The organism is Isoptericola sp. NPDC057391 (assembly GCF_042668085.1).
Lineage (GTDB): Bacteria > Actinomycetota > Actinomycetes > Actinomycetales > Cellulomonadaceae > Isoptericola.
Genome location: NZ_JBHVBO010000002.1, coordinates 1 through 19,966, shown reverse-complemented (window position 1 = coordinate 19,966; position 19,966 = coordinate 1). Strand labels below are relative to the sequence as shown.

General features: G+C 75.5%; 16 protein-coding genes. 8 read left to right on the top strand and 8 right to left on the bottom strand.

All coding sequences use genetic code 11. The features are described 5' to 3' along the window. Window position 1 precedes the first annotated feature (1 nt). Genes rpmF through mutM form a run of 3 tightly spaced genes read left to right on the top strand, consistent with a single transcriptional unit; the run spans window position 2 to window position 1,881 of the window. Window positions 2-196 carry a 50S ribosomal protein L32 gene (gene rpmF / locus ACFUVW_RS00490; RefSeq protein WP_079574722.1) on the top strand — a complete coding sequence of 65 codons (195 nt, stop codon included), beginning with the start codon at window positions 2-4 and terminating at the stop codon, window positions 194-196. Window position 197: 1 nt separating this feature from the next. Next, entirely contained in the window at window positions 198-944 is a 747-nt protein-coding gene (gene rnc / locus ACFUVW_RS00485; RefSeq protein WP_430569381.1) for a ribonuclease III, read from the top strand. Beyond that, the gene (gene mutM / locus ACFUVW_RS00480) at window positions 937-1,881 is read left to right on the top strand and encodes a bifunctional DNA-formamidopyrimidine glycosylase/DNA-(apurinic or apyrimidinic site) lyase (protein WP_430569380.1); all 945 of its coding nucleotides are present in this window, start codon (window positions 937-939) and stop codon (window positions 1,879-1,881) included. The genes rnc and mutM overlap by 8 nt, the downstream gene beginning before the upstream one ends. 20 nt (window positions 1,882-1,901) lie before the next feature. Here the strand turns inward: mutM and ACFUVW_RS00475 are convergent, their stop codons facing one another. Next, window positions 1,902-2,840 (bottom strand): NAD(P)-dependent oxidoreductase, encoded by a 939-nt coding sequence (locus ACFUVW_RS00475; protein ID WP_430569379.1) that lies wholly within the window; start codon window positions 2,838-2,840, stop codon window positions 1,902-1,904. 126 nt (window positions 2,841-2,966) lie between these two features. Here ACFUVW_RS00475 and ACFUVW_RS00470 point away from each other — a divergent pair, with 126 nt between their 5' ends. Genes ACFUVW_RS00470 through ACFUVW_RS00455 form a run of 4 tightly spaced genes read left to right on the top strand, consistent with a single transcriptional unit; the run spans window position 2,967 to window position 7,945 of the window. Further along, window positions 2,967-4,445 carry an APC family permease gene (locus ACFUVW_RS00470; protein ID WP_430569378.1) on the top strand — a complete coding sequence of 493 codons (1,479 nt, stop codon included), beginning with the start codon at window positions 2,967-2,969 and terminating at the stop codon, window positions 4,443-4,445. Window position 4,446: 1 nt separating this feature from the next. After that, window positions 4,447-4,959, top strand: coding sequence for a hypothetical protein (locus ACFUVW_RS00465; RefSeq protein WP_430569377.1), 513 nt, complete (start codon window positions 4,447-4,449; stop codon window positions 4,957-4,959). Next, entirely contained in the window at window positions 4,956-6,344 is a 1,389-nt protein-coding gene (locus ACFUVW_RS00460; protein WP_430569376.1) for a dipeptidase, read from the top strand. Before ACFUVW_RS00465 ends, ACFUVW_RS00460 begins: the two co-directional genes overlap by 4 nt. Then, window positions 6,341-7,945: a phytoene desaturase family protein gene (locus tag ACFUVW_RS00455; RefSeq protein ID WP_430569375.1), complete on the top strand. Its 1,605-nt coding sequence runs from the start codon at window positions 6,341-6,343 to the stop codon at window positions 7,943-7,945. Before ACFUVW_RS00460 ends, ACFUVW_RS00455 begins: the two co-directional genes overlap by 4 nt. 4 nt (window positions 7,946-7,949) lie before the next feature. Here ACFUVW_RS00455 and ACFUVW_RS00450 read toward each other — a convergent pair whose 3' ends face one another. From ACFUVW_RS00450 to ACFUVW_RS00420, 7 genes are all read right to left on the bottom strand, one after another. Beyond that, on the bottom strand, window positions 7,950-8,174 hold the full coding sequence (locus tag ACFUVW_RS00450) for a hypothetical protein (protein WP_430569374.1): 225 nt from the start codon (window positions 8,172-8,174) through the stop codon (window positions 7,950-7,952). After that, window positions 8,174-8,770, bottom strand: coding sequence for an ABC transporter permease (locus ACFUVW_RS00445; protein WP_430569373.1), 597 nt, complete (start codon window positions 8,768-8,770; stop codon window positions 8,174-8,176). The genes ACFUVW_RS00450 and ACFUVW_RS00445 overlap by 1 nt, the downstream gene beginning before the upstream one ends. Beyond that, window positions 8,767-9,693, bottom strand: coding sequence for an ABC transporter ATP-binding protein (locus ACFUVW_RS00440; RefSeq protein WP_430569372.1), 927 nt, complete (start codon window positions 9,691-9,693; stop codon window positions 8,767-8,769). The genes ACFUVW_RS00445 and ACFUVW_RS00440 overlap by 4 nt, the downstream gene beginning before the upstream one ends. Before the next feature lie 70 nt (window positions 9,694-9,763). After that, window positions 9,764-11,518 carry a thiol reductant ABC exporter subunit CydC gene (gene cydC, locus ACFUVW_RS00435; RefSeq protein WP_430569371.1) on the bottom strand — a complete coding sequence of 585 codons (1,755 nt, stop codon included), beginning with the start codon at window positions 11,516-11,518 and terminating at the stop codon, window positions 9,764-9,766. Beyond that, window positions 11,515-13,284 carry a thiol reductant ABC exporter subunit CydD gene (cydD, locus tag ACFUVW_RS00430; protein ID WP_430569370.1) on the bottom strand — a complete coding sequence of 590 codons (1,770 nt, stop codon included), beginning with the start codon at window positions 13,282-13,284 and terminating at the stop codon, window positions 11,515-11,517. The genes cydC and cydD overlap by 4 nt, the downstream gene beginning before the upstream one ends. 4 nt (window positions 13,285-13,288) lie before the next feature. Beyond that, window positions 13,289-14,338, bottom strand: coding sequence for a cytochrome d ubiquinol oxidase subunit II (cydB, locus tag ACFUVW_RS00425; RefSeq protein WP_430569369.1), 1,050 nt, complete (start codon window positions 14,336-14,338; stop codon window positions 13,289-13,291). Window positions 14,339-14,381: 43 nt separating this feature from the next. Continuing rightward, the gene (locus tag ACFUVW_RS00420; RefSeq protein WP_430569368.1) at window positions 14,382-15,881 is read right to left on the bottom strand and encodes a cytochrome ubiquinol oxidase subunit I; all 1,500 of its coding nucleotides are present in this window, start codon (window positions 15,879-15,881) and stop codon (window positions 14,382-14,384) included. Window positions 15,882-16,331: 450 nt separating this feature from the next. Between ACFUVW_RS00420 and ACFUVW_RS00415 the strand changes: the two genes are divergently transcribed. Continuing rightward, window positions 16,332-19,913 carry an Rne/Rng family ribonuclease gene (locus tag ACFUVW_RS00415; RefSeq protein ID WP_430569367.1) on the top strand — a complete coding sequence of 1,194 codons (3,582 nt, stop codon included), beginning with the start codon at window positions 16,332-16,334 and terminating at the stop codon, window positions 19,911-19,913. Window positions 19,914-19,966 lie beyond the last annotated feature (53 nt).

Here is a 19,966-nt window from a genome sequence, read left to right as displayed (position 1 = left end):
CGTGGCTGTTCCGAAGCGCAAGATGTCGCGCAGCAACACCCGTGCGCGCCGTTCGCAGTGGAAGACCACCGCGGCGGTTCTCACGACGTGCCCGAGCTGCAAGGGGCAGAAGCTGTCCCACGCCGCGTGCCCCACCTGCGGTGCCTACAAGGGCCGCCAGTACGCCGAGGCGCTGCGCACCGAGCACGCGGGCTGACATGCCTGCACCCGGCAGCCGGCCCCGGCCGGAGCCGACCGCTCTTCTCGAGAAGCTCGGGGTCCACCTGGACCCCGAGCTTCTCGTGCTTGCCCTGACGCACCGGTCGTTCGCGCACGAGGCCGGGGGCATCCCGACCAACGAGCGGCTCGAGTTCCTGGGCGACACCGTGCTGGGGCTGGTCGTGACCGAGGCGCTGTACCGGCGCCACCCCGACCAGTCCGAGGGCGAGCTGGCGAAGATGCGCGCGGCGACGGTGTCCCAGCGCGCCCTCGCGGCGATCGCCCGCCGGCTCGACCTCGGCGGCTACGTACTGCTCGGCAAGGGCGAGATCCGCACCCGCGGCTTCGACAAGGACTCGATCCTGTCGGACACCGTGGAGGCGCTGATCGGCGCGACCTACCTGTCGCACGGCCTGGAACCGGCGCGCGAGCTGGTGCACCGGCTCGTGGACACGACGCTCGACGCGGCCGCCGGGCTCGGTGCGGGGCTCGACTGGAAGACGTCGCTGCAGGAGGCCGCCGCCGTGCGCGGCTTCGGCGCCCCGGTGTACGAGGTCACGGGCGAGGGCCCCGAGCACGCGCGCGTCTTCCACGCGCAGGTGACCGCCGGCCCGGTGCTTGGCCTCGGCACCGGCACCGCGAAGAAGCACGCCGAGCAGGCCGCCGCCGAGGAGGCCTACCGCGCCCTGCAGCAGGTCCCCGTGCCCGGCGCCGACGCCGTCCCGGGAGACTCCGCCGGTGCCTGAGCTCCCCGAGGTCGAGACCGTCCGCGACGGCCTCGCCCGCCTCGTCGTGGGCGCCGTCGTGCGCGACGTCGAGGTGTTCCGCGACTACTCGGTGCGGCGGCACGACGGCGGGCCGGCCGGGTTCGCCGACCAGCTGCGCGGCCGGCGCCTGGCCGCCGCCGCGCGCCGCGGCAAGTTCCTCTGGCTGCCCCTCGAGGCTCCGGACGGGGCCGCGCCGGGGCCGGACGACGGCGCCGCGCTGCTCGCGCACCTCGGCATGTCCGGCCAGCTGCTCGTGCGCGACCCCGCCGTCGCGGGCGACTGGGCGCACCCGCACCTGCGGGTGCGCCTCCACCTCTCGGGGGCACCGAGCGGCGCCGAGTACCTCGACTTCGTCGACCAGCGCACCTTCGGCCACCTGCTCGTCACGGACCTGGAGCCGACGCCGGACGGCGCGCCTGGCGGCCTGGGCAGCGACCTCGCCGCCGTCCCGGAGCCGGTCGCGCACATCGGCCGCGACCCGCTCGACCCGGCGTTCGACGCCGACGCCGTCGTCGCCGCAATCCGGCGCCGGCGCACCGGGATCAAGCGGGTGCTGCTCGACCAGACGCTCCTGTCCGGCGTCGGCAACATCTACGCGGACGAGGCGCTGTGGCGCGCCCGGCTGCACTTCGCGCGCGCGACCGACCGGCTGCGGCCGGTGGAGGTGCGCCGCGCCCTGGACGCCGCCGCCGAGGTCATGGCCGAGTCGCTGGCGCAGGGCGGCACGAGCTTCGACGCCCTGTACGTCAACGTCAACGGCGAGTCCGGCTACTTCGCGCGCGGCCTCGCCGCCTACGGACGCGCGGGCGAGCCGTGCCCCCGCTGCGGCGCCCCGATCCGCCGGGACGCCTTCATGAACCGCTCGTCGTACACGTGCCCGGTCTGCCAGCCGCGGCCGCGCCACGGACGCTGGTAGGGCCTCGACCGCCGACGCTCTCAGCGCGTGACGACGTTGCGCAGCCCGGTTGCGCCGTCGGCCAGCCAGGCCCGCACCTGCGCGGTGACGAAGCCGGCCGCGCCCTGCGGCCGCCCGCCCGCGACGTGCGGCGTGAGGATGAGGTGCGGGGCGTCCCACAGCGGCGAGTCCTCCGGCAGCGGCTCGGTCTCGGTGACGTCGAGCGCGGCGCCGGCGAGCGAGCCGTCGCGCAGGGCGGCGACCAGCGCCTCCTCGTCGACGGTGGCACCCCGCCCGGCGTTGACGAACCGGGCGTGGTCGGGCAGCAGGCCGAGCACGCGGGCGTCGAGCGCGTGGTGGGTCGCCTCGGTGGCGGGCAGCAGGGAGATCAGCACGTCCGTGGTGGGCGCCACCTCCTCGACGGAGTCGACCACGGGGAAGCCGTAGCGCTCGCCCGCCGACGACGCCACCCCGGTCACGCGGGCGCCCAGCGCGGCGAGGAGCGGGGCGAGCACGGCGGCGATGGACCCGAAGCCCCAGATCGTCACGCGGGCGCCGTGCAGCGTGAACTGCGACTCGTGGTTCGCCTGCTCCTTGCCGAGCTCGCGGTCCCAGCGGCGCTCGTGCTGGGCCTCGAGCGTCCGGTCGACCCGGCGCACAGAGGCGAGGACGAGCGCGAGCGTGTGCTCGGCGACGGTGGCGTCGTGCAGGGAACGGCCCGAGGAGATGACGACGTCGGGGCCGAAGCCGGCGGCGAGCGCCTGGTCGGGGCCGGCGTTGAGGGTCTGCACCCAGCGCAGGCGCGTCATCCGGCGCGCGGCGTCCTCCATGACCCGCTGCGGGCTGGACCAGGTCACGAGGGCGTCGGCGTCCACGTGCTCCTCCGGCACCGGGTCGCGCATCACGTAGCGCGCCACCTCCACGCCGGGGACGTCGATCGTCAGGTCGAAGGGCACGTTGCCGGGCACGAGGATCTTCACGCCTCGCGACGTTAGCAGCCGGCGGCGGGCCGGTTCCCGGCCGTTCGCCGTGCGCCCCGTGACCTGCCCTCTTATCGTGCGAGAGGCCGGCGTCCGCCGGGTGGGCAGAGTGTCGAGGAGGTCGGCATGACGACGTCGGGGACGGGGACGGCACCGCCGACCCGCGAGCAGGTGCGGCAGGCCATGACGGCGCGCACGCCGCGCAACTACATCACCTGGATCACGCTCGCGTTCATGATCACGTCGTCCGTGGCGAGCCTGCGGGCCGCGCCCACGATGGCGGTCTACGGCCTCGCGGCGGTGTTCCTGTACGTGGTGCCGGCGCTCGTGTTCCTGCTGCCGACGTCGCTGGTCTCGGCGGAGCTGGCCTCCGGCTGGTCGGGCGGCGTGTACCGCTGGGTGGCGGAGGGGCTGTCCAAGCCGCTCGGCTTCCTGGCCGTGTGGTGCCAGTTCGCGATGACGATCTTCTACTACCCGAGCCTGCTGGGGTACGTGGCCAGCACGTTCGCCTACGTCATCAACCCGTCGCTGGCGTCCAACGGCGTCTACGTGGCGATCGTCATCGTGGTCATCTACTGGACCGGCGTGTGGGTCTCGTCGCAGGGCACGAAGACGGTCGCAGGGCTGTCCAGCGCCGGGCTGATCATCGGGACGCTGATCCCCGCCACGATCCTCGTGGTGCTGGGCATCGTGTTCCTCGGCCAGGGCAACACGTCGGCGGCGCCGATGGACGCGTCCCACCTGCTGCCGCAGTGGACCGGCATCGCCTCGCTGGTGCTGATCGTCAACAACTTCCTGTCGTACGCGGGCATGGAGATGAACTCCGTGCACGTGAACACCCTGCGCCACCCGGGGCGCGAGTTCCCCCGCGCGATGTTCCTGGCGATCGGTCTCGTGCTGGTGATCTTCATCGTCCCGGCGGTCGCCATCAGCTGGGTGATCCCGGCCGACCAGCTCAGCCTCACGGCGGGCGTCATGCAGGCGTTCGACGCGTTCTTCGCCAACTTCGGCGTGTCGTGGCTGACGCCGATCCTCGGCCTCATGCTCATCGCGGCGGCGCTCGGCGGCATGCTGACGTGGCTCGCCGGGCCGTCGAAGGGGCTGCTCACCGTGGCGCGCGAGGAGGGCTACATGCCGCCCTTCCTGCAGCGGCTCAACAAGCACGGCGTGCAGCAGAACATCCTCGTGGCGCAGGGCGTGTTCACCACGCTCATCGCGCTGCTGTACGCGTTCATCCCCGATGTCTCGAGCGCGTACTGGATCCTGTCGGTGATCACCACGCAGGTGTACCTGATCATGTACCTGCTGCTGTTCGTGGCGGCGATGCGGCTGCGGCGCACGGCACCGGACCACCCGCGCGGCTACCGCGCCCCGGCGCTCGGCGTGCTCTGCGTGGTCGGCTTCCTCGCCTCGGTGGCCGCGCTGGTCATCGGCTTCGTGCCGCCCGCGCAGTTCTCCAGCGGCTCGGTGGGGACCTACATCCTCATCGTCGGCGGCGGGCTCGGCCTCATCGGGCTGCTGATCCCGTGGCTGTTCCTGAAGCTGCGCAAGCCGTCGTGGCGGCAGCCGGCGTCGGCCCACGCGGCCGCGGACGAGGAGGCGTGAGATGACGACGACGACGCCCGGCCAGGCGCCGGAGCCCGGTGCGCCACAGCGCCACCGGTGGATCGTGTACACGGCCGCCGGCCTCCTGCTCCTGGTGCTCGGCGCGATCATGATGATCCAGTTCGCGGGCTACCAGGACCGGCAGGACCAGCGCGAGGCGGAGCAGAAGGCCGCCACCCTGCACGCCGCGTTCGCCGACATCGGCATCACCGCGTTCTCCGAGGAGACCATCGCCCGTGTGCTCGGGGCCGACGGCGGCGGGTTCTGCACCGACCCCGCCGCCCTCGTCGACGCGACGGCCAACCTCGGGTCGGCGAACGGTGCCGCCGGGCCGGGCCTGCGGCCGTCCGTGCTCGACGAGCGCCGCCTCGAGGGCGACCGCCTCGTCATCGAGACCTACTGCCCCGACCAGCTCGACGAGTTCGACGCCTACGTCGACTCCCTGAACCTGGACGACTCGACGACCCAGCCCGGGTCGGAGCCCACCACCGACGACGACCTGGAGGCCTCATGACCGCCACCGCCCCCGAGGGCGCGCCCGACGCCGAGGCGGTCCGGGCCGCCGTCGCCCCGCTGCTGCCGCGCGCGCTGGACGACCTGCGTGCCCTGGTCGCGATCCCGTCCGTCGCGGACGAGCGCCTCTACCCGCGCGAGGAGTGCGAGCGCGCGGCGGACTGGGTCGTCGACGCGTTCCGTGCCGAGGGCATCGACGACGCCCGCCGCGAGCGCACCCCCGACGGCTCGGACGTCGTCGTCGGGCACCGCCCGGGCCCGCCCGGCGCGCCGACCGTGCTCCTGTACGCGCACTACGACGTGCAGCCGCCGCTCGACGACGCCGCGTGGACCACGCCGCCGTTCGAGCTCACCGAGCGCGACGGCCGCTACTACGGCCGCGGCGCCGCGGACTGCAAGGGAAACCTCGTCACCCACCTCACGGCGCTGCGGGCGCTGCGGTCGCTGGTGGGCGACGACCTGCCGGTGGGCGTGCGCATCGTCGTCGAGGGCTCGGAGGAGCAGGGCACGGGCGGACTGGACGCATGGGTCGAGGCGAACCCGGGCGCGCTGGCCGCGGACGCGATGCTCATCCAGGACACCGGCAACGCGACGCTCGGCCTGCCCACGCTCACGGTGTCGCTGCGCGGCGCGACGAGCCTCGTCGTGCGCGTCGAGGCGCTCGAGGGCGAGATCCACTCCGGCATGTTCGGCGGCGCCGCGCCCGACGCCCTCGCGGCGCTGGTCGCCGTCCTGGCCTCGTTGCGCGACGCCGACGGGAACACGACGATCGACGGCGTCGACGCCTCGGGCACCTGGCCGGGCGTCGGGTACGACGCCGACCAGTTCCGCGCCGATGCCGGCGCGCTGCCGGGCACGCGGCTGCTCGGCGACGGCACGGTGGCCGACATGCTGTGGGCCCGCCCGGTCGTGACGATCCTCGGCATCGACGCGCCGTCCGTGGTCGGGTCGGCGGCGGCGATCCAGCCGCGCGCCGCGGCCCGCCTCAACCTGCGCGTGCCGCCCGGCGCGGACGCCCGCGACCTGCAGGACAGGCTGGCGGCGCACCTCGAGGCGCACGCGCCGTGGGGCGTGCGCGTCACCGTGGAGCGCGACACCCCGGGCCAGCCGTTCGCCGCCCGCACCGACGGGCACGTCTTCGAGACCCTGTCGGCGGCGCTCGCGGACGCCTACGGGAAGGACACCGTGACCGCCGGGCAGGGCGGCTCCATCCCGCTGTGCAACATCCTCGCCGGCCAGTACCCCGACGCCGCGATCGTGCTGCTCGGCGTCGAGGAGCCGGCCTGCCTCATCCACGCGCCGAACGAGAGCGTGCATCCGAGCGAGATCGAGAACCTTGCCGTCGGAGAGGCGCTGTTCCTGGCCCGCCTCGGCCACCGCCCGTGACGAGCCTCGCCCCCCGCTACGACGCCGTGGTGGTGGGCGGCGGGCACAACGGGCTCACGGCGGCCGCGTACCTCGCGCGGGCGGGGCGCAGCGTGCTGGTCCTCGAGCGCCTCGACCACGTGGGGGGCGCCGCCGTGTCGGCGCGGGTGTTCCCGGGCGTGGACGCGCGGCTGTCGCGCTACTCGTACCTGGTCTCGCTCCTGCCGCGCCGCGTGATCGACGAGCTGGGCCTGCCTGTCACCCTGCGCCGCCGCCGGTACTCGTCCTACACGCCCGTGGGGGACGGCGGCCTGCTCGTCGACACCGGGGACGACGCCGCCACCCGCGCGTCGTTCGCGGCGGTCGGCGCGGAGGGCGACCACGCGGCGTGGGGCCGCTGGTACGCCGCCACCGGGCGCCTGGCGCGCCGGCTCTTCCCGACGCTCACCGAGCCGCTGCCGTCGCGCGCCGAGGCCCGTGCCCTGGTGGACGACGACGCGACCTGGCGCGACGTCGTCGAGCGGCCGCTGGGCGAGGCGCTGCGCGAGCGGTTCGCCTCCGGCGTCGTGCGGGGCGTGGTCGCGACCGACGCGCTCATCGGCACGTTCGCCGGCCTCGGCGACGGATCGCTGGCGCAGAACCGCTGCTACCTCTACCACGTGATCGGCGGCGGCACCGGGGACTGGGACGTCCCGGTGGGCGGCATGGGCGCCGTGTCCGGCGCGCTGCGGGACGCGGCCCTCGCCGCCGGCGCGACGGTCGTGACGCGGGCCGACGTGTCCGCCGTCGACCCCGGGACGTCCGGCGACGCCCGGGTCGCATGGACCGACGACGACGGCAACGACCACGAGGTCGCGGCGGGCGCGGTGCTGTGCGGAGCCGCGCCGGACACCCTCGACCGCCTGCTCGCGGCGACCGGGGCCGCGCCGTCGGGCCGGGCCACGGCGCAGCCGCCCGAGGGAGCCCAGCTCAAGGTGAACCTGCTGCTGCGCCGCCTGCCCCGGCTGCGGGACCGCGTCGACCCGGCCGCCGCGTTCGGCGGCACGTTCCACGTCAACGAGTCGTTCGAGCAGCTCGCGGCCGCACACGCCCAGGCCGCCGCCGGCCAGGTCCCCGACGTGCCGCCGTGCGAGATCTACTGCCACTCCCTGACCGACCCGAGCATCCTCGGGCCCGAGCTGCGGGCCTCCGGCGCCCAGACCCTCACCCTGTTCGGCCTGCACATGCCCGAGCGGCTGTTCCGCGGAAGCGCAGCCACCCACGACGCCGCGCGGGTGCGGGCCCTCGCGGCCACGCTCGCGTCGCTGGACTCCGTGCTCGCCGAGCCGGTCGACGACGTGCTGCTGCGCGACGCCGACGGGCGGCCGTGCGTCGAGGCCCGCACCCCCGTGGACCTGGAGGGCGACGTCGGGCTGCCGGGCGGGCACATCTTCCACCGGGACCTGTCGTGGCCGTGGGCCGCCGGCGCCGACCACGGGGACGACACCGGGCTGGACCGCCCCGGCACGTGGGGCGTCGAGACCGTGCACCCGCGGGTGCTGCTGGCCGGAGCGGGCGCCCGCCGCGGCGGGGGAGTGAGCGGCGTCCCCGGCCGCGCCGCGGCGATGGCGGTGCTGGGGTAGCCGGTTAGCGGATCTCGATCCGCAGCAGGCGACGCATCCCGAGGGCGAGCGGCAGCCCCACCCACACGAGCGTCGCGACGCCGAGCCGGGCCCACTGCTCGCCCGCGACCGTGGGGGCGGTGAGCACCGTCATCGTGGTGGACAGGTCCACCCAGGGCGCCACGGCGGCGTACCCGTCGAAGACCGCGGCGAGCATGCTCGACAGGGGCGGCAGGACGAGCATGAACATCAGGACGCCACGAGGGTCGGGGCCGAGGCGCGGATCGCGACCGCGAGGGCGAAGCCGACGGCGGTCGCCAGCACGAGGAGCAGCGTCAGCCGTGCCGCGGCGTCGAGGGACAGGTCCCACACGGGGTCGATCCCCCGCGCGGCGGACGCCGCGGCGGTGCCGAGGGCGCTCAGCGCGAACGAGAGCAGCGACGCGCCGACCGCCACCACGAGCCCGGCGGCGGCCTTCGCGCCGACCACGCGACCGCGGCGCGGCACCAGCGCGAACGTCGCGAGCGCACCCCGCTGGGTCCACTCGCCGGTCACCGCGAGGGCCGCCACCATCGGGACCACGAGCTGCAGGGGATAGGCGACGGACCGTGCGAGGTAGGCGAGGCCGAGCTCGTCCTCGCGGCCCCAGACCGCGAGCGCGCCCACCACGAGCGCGGCGACGCCCGCGACCCCCGCGAGCAGCGCGGCGCTGGCACGCGTGTCCACGGTCTTGCGGAGCTCGACGTCGAGCAGGCGTCGGACCGGGATGCGCGCCGAGGACCGGGGCACGGAGCCTGCGGCGCTCGGGGCGGCGCTCGGGGGAGCGGTCGGGTCGGTGGCGGTCATGCGGAGGCTCCGGTCGGTGCGGCGGGCGAGGCGGGGGCGCCGTCGCGCTGGGCGCCGGCGGTGAGCGCGAGGAACATCTCCTCGAGGCCGCCGTCGGCGGCACGCAGCTCGGTCAGCGGCAGCCCGGCGTCGAACGCGACGCGGCCGGCCGCGCCGAGGTCCGCGTCGGTGGCGAGGGCGCCGTCCCCGGTGGCCGTCGCGCTGTGCCCGGCGGCGCGCAGCGCGGCGGCCAGCGCGTCGGCGTCGGCGGCGCGCACGAGCGTCGCGGCGCCGGACAGCAGCGCGGCCTTCGGGCCGGAGGCGACGACGCGGCCCTCGCCGATCATGACGATGTCGTCGGCGATCATCTCGATCTCGGCGAGCAGGTGGCTGGACAGCAGCACGGTGCCGCCCTCGTCGGCGAACGAGCGCAGCAGGTCGCGCATCCAGCGGATGCCGGCGGGGTCGAGCCCGTTCGCGGGCTCGTCGAGCACGAGGACCGAGGGAGCGCCCAGCAGCGCGGTGGCGATGCCGAGCCGCTGCCGCATCCCGAGCGAGTAGTCACGCACGCGGCGACGCGCCTCAGGGCGGGTGAGGCCCACGAGCTCGAGCACCCCGTCCACCCGCGCGCGGGGCAGCCCGAGCGTGCGCTGGGCGAGCACGAGGGTCTCGCGACCGGTGCGCCCGCCGTGCTGGGCCGAGGCGTCGAGCAGCACGCCGACCTCGAGGCCGGGGTTCGGCAGGTCGACGTACCGGCGCCCGAGCACGGTCGCCCCGCCCGACGTCGGCTCCGCCAGCCCGACGACGACGCGCAGGGTGGTCGACTTGCCGGCCCCGTTGGGGCCGAGGAACCCGGTGACCCGCCCGGGCTCGGCGGTGAAGGACACGTCGTCGACGGCCGTGAAGTCTCCGTAGCGCTGGGTGAGCGCGTCGATCTGGATCACGGTCCGTGACCCTAGCCAGGACATGGCCGCGGCCGCGTCATCCTCCGGGGGGGACTCTCGGCGCCGCGCGTCACCCCGCGACCGGCGGGGCGGCGGTGCGCTCCTGCGCTGCGGCCCACGCGTACGCGGCGTCGTCACGCAGCAGCTCGGGGTGCGTGCCGCGCGCGACGACGTGGGCCGGCCGGTCCGGACGGGTGCCCGGACCGAGCAGCAGCACCTCGTCGGCGACGGCGAGCGGCGTGAGCCGGTGCGACGCGACGACGACCGCGCGCCCCGTCCCGCGGGCGTGCTCCGCCAGGGTGGCGACGAGCGCGTCGGCGGTGGCGGCGTCGAGGTGCTCGGCGGGCTCGTCGACCAGCAGCACCCGGGCCGGGGCGAGGAGGGCCCGGGCGATCAGGAGCCGCCGGCGCTCGCCGCCGGAGACGTCGGCGCCGTCCGGGCCGAGCATCGCGTCGAGATCCTCGGGCAGGGCGGCGAGCCAGCCGTCCAGGCCGACGGCGGCGAGCGCGCCGCGCGCGTCGTCCGCCGTCACGTCCGGCCGCGCGACCCGGAGGTTCTCCAGCACGGTGGTGCCGAACAGGTGCCCGTCCTCGGCGACGAACAGCGCCCCGCCGTCGCCGACCCCGACGGTCCCTGCGCGCGCGGGGAGCAGGCCCGCCGCCGTGAGCAGCAGCGTCGTCTTGCCGACCCCGGACGGGCCGGCGAGGGCGACGACGGAACCCGGCCGCAGCGTCAGGTCGACCCCCGCGACCACGGTGCGGTCCGTCCAGCCGGCGTCGACGCCGTCGAGTTCCAGCAGGTGGTCCGTCGGCCCTGCCGCGGGGGCGTGGGCAGGGCGGTCCGGCGCGGGGTGGTCGTCCGGCAGCAGGGCGACGAGCCGCCGTGCGGCCTCCCGCGAGCGGCGCAGCTGCACGGCGGCGGCGGGCAGCGTCGACGTCGCCTCGAAGACGGCGAGCGGCGTGAGCACGACGACCGCCAGCTCCACGGGCGTGAGGGTGCCCGCCGCGACGGCGGGCAGCCCCAGGAGCAGCGAGCACAGCACGGCGAGCGCCTGCGCCCCCGCGTCGATCGCGGCCGACGTGCCGGAGATGCGCGCGCCGTCGTCGGTGGAGCGGGTGAGCCGCGCGTCGGCGGCGCGCAGGCCGGACAGCCGGTCGTCGAGCCGGCCCGCCACGCGCAGCTGCTGGCCGTCCTCGAGCAGCTCGAGCGCGCGCCCGGTCACCTCGGCCCGGGCCGCGGAGCCGCGGCGCTCGACCGAGGCGGCGGCGCGGGAGGCCAGCCACGGGGCGAGCACGCCCGTGAGCAGCAGGCAGCCGAGCAGGGTGGCACCGGCGGCGGGCAGGAACGCCCCCACCAGGATCACGGAGCCGAGCCCCACGCACGCCGCCACCCCGGCCGGGATCAGCGCGCGCACGACGACGTCGCCCACGGCGTCGACGTCCGCTCCCACGCGGGCGAGCAGGTCGCCGCGGCGCAGCGCGATCACCCGCGTCACCGGCCCGCGGGCCAGCGCGTCGTAGAGGTTGGCGCGCAGGGCGGCCATGCCGCGCAGGGCGACGTCGTGGGAGGCGAGCCGCTCGAGGTAGCGCAGCACGCCGCGGCCGGTGCCGAAGGCGCGGACGGCGACGACCGCCACCGAGAGCTGCAGCACGGGCGGCATCTGCGACGCGCGGGCGACGAGCCAGGCCGCGGCGGCGGCGAGGCCCACCGAGAACCCGAGCGCCAGGGTGCCGAGCGCGACGGCGCGCGCCACGCGGCTCCAGCGCACCTCCAGCATCGGCAGCACCCGGCGCAGCGGGTCGGCGGCACTCCCGGAGCGTCTCACGACGCCACCGCCTCGGCCGGTCCGACGGCGCGCGAGGCGACGTCGACGACCTGGTCCGCGAGCGCCAGCAGCGAGGCGCGGTGCGCGACGACGACGACGGTGCGCCCGGCGTCGCGCCAGGCGCGCACGGTGTCGAGCACCACCTGCTCGCCGCGGGCGTCGAGGTGCGCGGTGGGCTCGTCGAGCAGCACGAGCGGCGGGGGAGCGCCGTCATCGGACACACGGCCCGTGGCCTCCCCGTCGAGCAGCGCGGCCGCGAGCGCGACCCGCTGCCGCTGCCCGACGCTCAGGCCCGTGCCGCCGAGGCCGACCGGCGTGTCCCAGCCCTGCGGCAGCCCGGCGACGACGTCGTCCAGGCCGGTGGTCCGTGCAGCCGCGGCCAGGGCGTCGGCGGGCACGGGGCGGCCGTCGGTGACGGCGTCGCGCACGGTGCCGGGAGGCAGGGTGGGGCGCTGCGGCACCCAGGTGACCTGCGGCCACCAGGTGGCCGGGTCGACGTCGGCCAGGTCGAGGGGAGCCGCGGCGGCGTCGTCCGGGACGGGCTCGACCAGCACCCGGCCCTCGTCGGGGCGCAGCAGCCCCAGCAGGACGAGCGCCGTCGTCGACTTGCCCGCGCCGCTGGGCCCGCGCAGCGCGACGACGCGGCCGCCGCCGGGGCGGCCGGTGCCGAGGGGCACGCGCGCGGTGAGCCCGGCGGGGGCGAGCACGCCCCGGTCGCCGGCGCGCACCCCCACGCCGTCCAGCACGAGGGTCGCGCCGGCGAGGGCGGGCGCAGGCGAGGCGCCCGCGGCCGGGGCCGGTCGCTCGAGCAGGGTGAACGCGCGCTCCGCTGCAGCGAGGCCGTCGGTGGAGGCGTGGAACTCCGCGCCGACGCGGCGCAGCGGCAGGTACACCTCGGGCGCGAGCACGAGCACGGCGATGGCGGGCACCAGGGCGATCATCCCCTCGACGAGGCGCAGGCCGACGCCGACGGCGACGATCGCGACCGACAGCGTGGTGAGCAGCTCCAGCACCATGCCGGACAGGAACGCGATCCGCAGCGTGCCCATCGTGGCGCGCCGCGAGGCGTCCCCGAGGGCGCGCACGCGGGCGCCGGGCCCGATCTCGCGGCCGAACGCCCGCAGGGTCGGCAGCCCGGCCAGCAGGTCGAGCACCTGCGACCCCAGACGCTCGATGGTGCGCAGCCGGCGCTCGGAGGCGCCCGCGGTCATCACGCCGACCAGCCACATGAACAGCGGCACGAGCGGCAGCGTCACGACGCAGATCAGCGCGGAGACCCAGTCCAGCCCGAGCACGACGAGCACGAGCGCGGGGGTGAGGATCGCGGTGAGCAGCAGCTGCGGCAGGTAACGCACGAGGTACGGGCCCAGGTCGTCCAGGCCGCGCGTGGCGAGCGTGGCCGTGGCGGCGGCGCCGTCGTCCCCGGCAGGACGGGGACCCAGCGCCGCGGCGTGCGCCACGACCTGCTCGCGCAGCTCCGCCACGACGTCGGCCGCCGCCTTCTGCGCGTACCGCTCCTGCGCCCAGCCGATCAGGGCGCGGACGGCGATCGTGGCGCCGAGAGCCCCGAGCCACGGCGCGACGTCGGCCAGGGCGAGCGGCGTGCCCGCGCTGCCCGCCGTCACGGCCGGGCCGAGGGAGTGCGCGATCGCGAAGGCCTGCAGGACGACGGCGCCGGCGGCGGCGACGCCGAGCGCCGCGGTCAGGGCGACGTACCGGCGGGCGGCACGCGCACGCTGCAGGAGCCGCGGGTCGAGAGGCTTCACGGGGTCAGAATGCCGCGTCCTTGATCTTCTGCCACGACAACCCGGCCGGTGCGGGGATGTCCTTGCTGGACAGCCGGCGGCGGAAGATCCAGTACGTCCAGGCCTGGTAGGCGATGACGAGCGGCGTGAGCACCACCGCCACCCACGACATCACGGTGAGGGTGTAGGGGGTCGAGGCGGCCTCCGCCACCGTGAGCGCCTCGCCGCCGTCGAGGGCGGGGATGACGTCCGGGTACATGGAGCCGAAGATCAGGACGACGGCGCTCGCGATGGCGACGGCCGAGAGGGTGAACGCCCAGCCCTCGCGGCGCGCCCGCGCCGTCACGACCACGCCGATCAGCGCCAGCGCGGCGACGGCGACCGCCGCCCACGTCCACGTCACCGAGAAGGCGAGCTGCGCCCAGACGGCCCAGCCGCCGGCCACGACGAGCGCGACGACGGACAGCCCGGACGCGAGCCGGCCCGCGCGCTCCCGCACGTCGCCGTCGGTCTTGAGCGCCACGAACACGCTGCCGTGCAGCAGGAACAGCACGAGCGTGGTGAGGCCGCCGGCGAGCGCGAACGGGTTGAGCAGGGCCCAGAACCCGCCGACGTACTGGTGGGACTCGTTCAGGAGCAGCCCGCGCACGAGGTTGCCGAACGCGACGCCCCACATCACCGACGGGATCCACGACCCGAGCTGGATGGCGAGGTCGCACCGCCGCGCCCACCGGGCGTCGGAGATCTTGCCGCGGTACTCGAACGCGACGCCGCGGGCGATAAGGCCCAGCAGGATGATCAGCAGCGGCAGGTAGAAGCCGGAGAACATCGTGGCGTACCACTCGGGGAAGGCGGCGAAGGTGGCGCCGCCCGCGGTGAGCAGCCACACCTCGTTGCCGTCCCACACCGGGCCGATCGTGTTGATCAGCACGCGACGCTCCTTGTCGCGCTGCTCCCTGCCGCCGCGGGGCAGGATCGACAGCAGCATGCCGACGCCGAAGTCGAAGCCCTCGAGCACGAGGTAGCCGGTCCACAGGACGGCGATGATGACGAACCAGAGGATCGCGAGGTCCATGGGTCTCCCAGTCTCGGTCTCTATGCCTGCGACGTGATGGCGCTCAGTAGGCGAAGGACAGCGGGCGGTCGGCGTCGTCGGCGTCCTGCGCCTCCGGCGACTCGTCGCGGACGGCGTCCGGGACGCCCTCGACCGCGTACCGGCGCATGAGCCGGTACCAGACGACGGCGAGCACCGCGTAGACGAGGGTGAGCACGATCATCGAGGTGAGGATCACGCCCGCCGGGACCGCGGTGGACACGCCCCGCTCGGTGAGCAGCCGCACCTGGTCGATCCCCGTCGGGTTCGGCGCCACCACCCAGGGCTGGCGGCCCACCTCCGTGAAGATCCACCCGAACGAGCAGGCGAGGAACGGCGTCGGGATCGCGAGCAGGCCGAGCCTGCTCAGCCAGACGTTGTCGCTCACCCTGCCCTTGCGGGTGGCCCACAGCGCGGCGAGCGCGAGGGCCAGGGAGAACGCCGCCAGGCCGATCATCAGCCGGAACGACCAGTACGTGATGGCCAGCGGCGGGGTGTAGGTGACGGGCTCGCCCGACGCCGTCGTGTCGCCGTACCGCTCGGTGTACTGCTCCTGCACGTCGTAGACGCCGGGGAGGTAGGACTCAGGGCCGGAGAAGTGGCCGGTGCCGAGGAAGCTGGTGACGCCCGGCACGGAGATGAGGTGGTCCACGTCCTCGCACCCGGCGTACAGGGGGCCGACGGCGAGGATGGAGAACTCGGCGGCCTCGGTGCCCTCGCACAGGGCCTCGGCCGACGACATCTTGCCCGGCTGCTGCTCGTACATGAGCTTGCCCTGGAGGTCGCCGGACCAGATCACCCCGGCTCCGGCGATGATCATGGTCCACACGCCGACCAGGACGGCGGGCCGGTACACGGTGCGCGCCTTCTCGACGTTCTCGGGCTTCCTGCTGCGCACCAGCCGCACCATCCACCAGGTCGCGATGCCGCACACGAACGTGCCGGCGGTGAGGAACGCGGCGCTGATGGTGTGCGGGAAGGCGGCCCACAGCGTGTTGTTGCCGAGCACGGCGCCGATGGACTCCATCTCGGCGCGGCCGGTCTCCTCGTTGTAGATCGTGCCCACGGGGTGCTGCATCCACGAGTTCGCGGCGAGGATGAAGAACGCGGAGAGGTTCGTCGCGAGCGCGAACAGCCAGATGGCCGCCAGGTGCACCTTCTTCGACACGCGGTCCCAGCCGAAGATCCACAGGCCGAGGAAGACGGACTCGACGAAGAACGCCGCCAGGGCCTCCATCGCGAGCGGCGCGCCGAAGACGTCGCCGACGAAGCGGGAGTACTCGCTCCACGCCATCCCGAACTGGAACTCCTGCCAGATGCCGGTGACCACGCCCAGCGCGAAGTTGATGAGCAGGAGCTTGCCGAAGAACTTCGTCAGCCGGAGCCAGCGCTCCTTCTTGGTGACGACCCACGCCGTCTGCATCCCGGCGACCAGCGGCGCGAGGCCGATGGTCAGCGGGACGAAGATGAAGTGGTAGACGGTCGTGATGGCGAACTGCCAGCGGGCCAGTGCGAGGGCGTCCACGGGTTCTCCTTGCTCGCTCGTCCGAGCGGTCTCTCGACCGTAGGACCACCGCTGTGCGGGCGCACCGCCGGCGCGGTCGTCCTCACGGGACGGGGTTCGTGAAGACTTTCACGATCTAACTAGTGAAGGTCTTCACAAGTCAAGTCGGCCGGATGCCGGCTCGCGACCTGCGGCGTCGGGTCACGCGACGGGGCGCGCAGGATGCGATACTGGTCCGAAGCCGTCCTGGCCCACATCCCGGGGCGGCCCACGAGCTCGCAGCACTCGCGATCCGCACGCGATGCCGCCGCCAGGCACGAGGCCGGGCGGCGGGCGTCCGCGAAGAGCGCGGTGCCGCAGCCGGAACCGAGACTTCCGTCGGCCGGCGCGCTGAGCAGCGCGCCCGTCCGACGACGACCACCGGTGGCCCGCACGTGTGGGGGCGGGGCCGCCGGAGCTGGAGCGCCTTCCGTGACGTCCGACAACCCGACCGACGCACAGCCCGTCGAGCAGGGCCGCAAGCCCGCCCGCCGTCGCGCCACCCGGCCCGCCGCCGCCCCGAAGGGCCCGCAGGCCGAGCAGTCCGCCGCCCCCGCGGCGTCCCCGCTCGCCGACCTGGTCCTGCCGGAGCGTGCCGACGCCCAGGCCGGGACGACCGCCGGCGGCGCCGCGTCGCTCTCCGACATCGTCCTGCCGGAGGGCCCCGCCGGCCGCGCGGCCGACGACGCCGCTGCCGAGAAGCCCGCGCGCACCCGCCGCCGCGCCACCCGCACCGTCGGAGCGCAGCGCGCCACCGAGCCCGCGGCCACGACGAGCGCCGAGACGCGCGCTGAGCCCGTCGCCGAGCCGGCCCCCGCTGAGGCCGCCGAGGTCGCCACCGAGGCCGAGGCCGCTCCGGCCGCCAAGGGCCGCGGCGCGTCCGGCGGCACCCGCACCCGTGCCCGCCGCGCCGCTGCGCCGAAGGCCGAGGCCCCGGCCGCCGTGGAGCCCGCCGAGGCCCCGGCCAAGGACGCCGAGGCCGCCGGGGACGCCGAGCAGGCCGCCGCCGCGGAGGTTGCCCCCGCGAAGAAGGCCCCGGCGAAGAAGCCGACCAGGAAGACCACCACGCGGAAGGCCGCCGGCGCCGCCAAGGACGCCGAGCAGCCCGCCGAGAAGACCGCCGGGCAGGCCCCGGCTCGGGACGAGAAGCCGGCCGAGGCCGGCGCGGAGAAGCCCGCCGAGCAGCCCGCCGAGAAGTCGGCGCCGCGGTCGCCGGCCGCGAGGGGCGGCGGGTCCGTCACCCCGCGCCTCGCGACGACGGCCGTGCTGTTCCAGGCTCCCGACCTGTCGACCGCGCGCCGGTCCCGCCGTGCGCAGGCCCCTGCCGGCCCGCCGCGCCCCCACGACGCCCCGGCCGACGCCACGACGAGCGCGCCCGAGCCCCGGGCCGCGACGAGCGCGCCCGAGAAGTCCGCGGAGCCGGTCGTCGAGACGTCGACGGACGAGCCCACGCGGCCCCGGTCGCGCCGGGCGACGCGCGGCACGCGCGCCGCGAAGGCCGCGGAGCCGGCCGAGCAGGTGGCTCCGGAGGCACCCGTCGAGGAGCCTGCCGCCGACGTGGCGCCGGCCGAGGAGCCGACCGTCGACGTCGAGCTCAGCGAGGACGAGGCCGCCGCGGTCGAGGAGGTCGGTGCGATCGAGTCCGAGCTCGTGGCCGAGGGCGTCGAGCTCGTCGACCTGGGCCCTGAGGACCTGAGCGACGAGGACGGCGAGGACGACGAGATCCGTCCGCGCCGCCGTCGTCGTCGGGGCGGACGCGGCCGCCGGGGCGGTCGCCGCCCCGAGGGCGAGGCCGGTTCCGACGGCGACCTCGACGAGGACGGCTCCGACGAGGGCGCCCGCGAGGACGAGCGCCCCGCCGACGCGGAGGCCGACGAGCAGGCCGACGGCCAGGCCGGAGATCGCGGTGAGGACCACGCCGAGCAGGCGGACGAGCCGGGCGACGACGAGGGTGGCGAGTCCGCCTCGAGCCGCCGCCGTCGTCGGCGTCGCCGCGGCACCCGCCAGGAGCGGGCCGAGGCCGCCGTGGCGCGCACCCGCGACCGCGACGAGGTCACGGCGCTCAAGGGCTCGACGCGTCTCGAGGCGAAGCGCCAGCGCCGCCGCGAGGGCCGTGACGCCGGCCGTCGCCGCCAGATCATCACCGAGGCCGAGTTCCTCGCGCGCCGCGAGTCCGTGACCCGGTCGATGGTCGTGCGCGAGCGCGACGGCCGCACGCAGATCGCCGTGCTCGAGGACGGCGTGCTCGTGGAGCACTACGTCTCGCAGCAGTCGCAGGCGTCGATGGTGGGCAACGTCTACCTCGGCCGCGTGCAGAACGTGCTGCCCAGCATGGAGGCCGCGTTCGTCGACGTCGGCAAGGGGCGCAACGCCGTCCTGTACGCCGGCGAGGTGAACTGGGACGCCGCCGGGCTCGAGGGGCAGCCGCGCCGCATCGAGGAGGCCCTCAAGTCGGGCGACTCCGTGCTCGTGCAGGTCACCAAGGACCCGATCGGGCACAAGGGCGCCCGCCTGACGTCGCAGGTCACGCTCGCCGGCCGCTACCTGGTGTTCGTGCCGGGCGGCGGCATGACCGGCATCAGCCGCAAGCTCCCGGACACGGAGCGCAGCCGGCTCAAGAAGATCCTGCGCGACGTCGTGCCCGAGGGTGCGGGCGTCATCGTGCGCACCGCCGCCGAGGGGGCGAGCGAGGCGGAGCTGCGCGCCGACGTCGAGCGCCTCGAGGCCCAGTGGGCCGCGATCCAGAAGAAGTCGTCGTCCGCCAGCGCCCCGGCGCTGCTGCAGGGCGAGCCCGACCTCGCGATCCGCGTCGTCCGCGACATCTTCAACGACGACTTCTCGTCCCTGCAGATCCAGGGGCAGGGCGCGTGGGACGAGATCGCCCAGTACGTCGAGGAGCTCGCCCCCGACCTGCGCGACCGCGTGACGAAGTGGACGGAGAACACCGACGTGTTCGCCGTGCACCGTGTGGACGAGCAGCTCGCCAAGGGCATGGACCGCAAGGTCTGGCTGCCGTCCGGCGGGTCGCTGGTCATCGACCGCACCGAGGCGATGACCGTCATCGACGTCAACACCGGCAAGTTCACCGGCGCGGGCGGCACCCTCGAGGAGACCGTCACGCGGAACAACCTCGAGGCGGCCGAGGAGATCGTGCGCCAGCTGCGGCTGCGCGACATCGGCGGCATCGTCGTCATCGACTTCATCGACATGGTGCTCGAGTCGAACCGCGACCTGGTGCTACGCCGCCTCGTCGAGTGCCTGGGCCGCGACCGCACCAAGCACCAGGTGGCCGAGGTCACCTCGCTCGGCCTCGTGCAGATGACCCGCAAGCGCGTGGGCCAGGGCCTGGTCGAGGCGTTCTCGGAGACCTGCGAGCACTGCAAGGGCCGCGGGTTCATCGTGCACAGCGAGCCGATCGAGAAGAACGGTGCCCACCAGCACCACGACGGCGACCAGGGCGAGGGCTCGAAGCGGTCGCGCCGCAAGCGCGGCGGCAAGCAGGCCGAGGCGGCGTCCCCGGCGCCCGCGGCCGAGGTGCCGACCCTGCCCGAGGACCGCTCCGAGGCGCGCGAGGCCGTCAAGGCCACGCTCGCCACGATCGCGGCCGCGGCGGCGCACGCCCACGAGCACGAGCACGACGCGAAGGACGGCGTCAAGGACGGTGCCCAGGAGGGTGCGAAGGACGCCGCCCCGGCGGCGGACGCACCGGTCGCGGAGGCCGCGGCCCCCGCCGCGCCGGCGCCCCTGGCGCTGCCGGAGCCCGTGGAGCCTCCGGCCGTGACGCCCGTCGCGCCGGAGACGCTCATCGAGCTGCCCGAGCGGAAGCCGGAGGCGAGCGCCGGTTCGCCGACCGAGCTGCCCGACGAGCAGCCCGCGGAGAAGCCCGCGGAGAAGCCCGCCGAGAAGCCGGCGAAGAAGGCCCCGCGCCGCGCGCGCAAAGGAGCCGGAGCCCCGAAGCCTGCTCAGTCGGGTGCTGGGGAGGCTGCGGCCGCGGGAGTGACCGGCACCGAGTGACCGGCACCGAGTGACCTGACCGCGAGGTCGGACGAAGGGCCCGGGTCGACGTC

Coding starts and splice junctions, on each gene's coding strand:
- rnc (WP_430569381.1), top strand. CDS start 198: ATGCCTGCACCCGGCAGCCGGCCCCGGCCGGAGCCGACCGCTCTTCTC.
- ACFUVW_RS00470 (WP_430569378.1), top strand. CDS start 2,967: ATGACGACGTCGGGGACGGGGACGGCACCGCCGACCCGCGAGCAGGTG.
- ACFUVW_RS00465 (WP_430569377.1), top strand. CDS start 4,447: ATGACGACGACGACGCCCGGCCAGGCGCCGGAGCCCGGTGCGCCACAG.
- ACFUVW_RS00460 (WP_430569376.1), top strand. CDS start 4,956: ATGACCGCCACCGCCCCCGAGGGCGCGCCCGACGCCGAGGCGGTCCGG.
- ACFUVW_RS00450 (WP_430569374.1), bottom strand. CDS start 8,174: ATGTTCATGCTCGTCCTGCCGCCCCTGTCGAGCATGCTCGCCGCGGTC.
- ACFUVW_RS00445 (WP_430569373.1), bottom strand. CDS start 8,770: ATGACCGCCACCGACCCGACCGCTCCCCCGAGCGCCGCCCCGAGCGCC.
- cydB (WP_430569369.1), bottom strand. CDS start 14,338: ATGGACCTCGCGATCCTCTGGTTCGTCATCATCGCCGTCCTGTGGACC.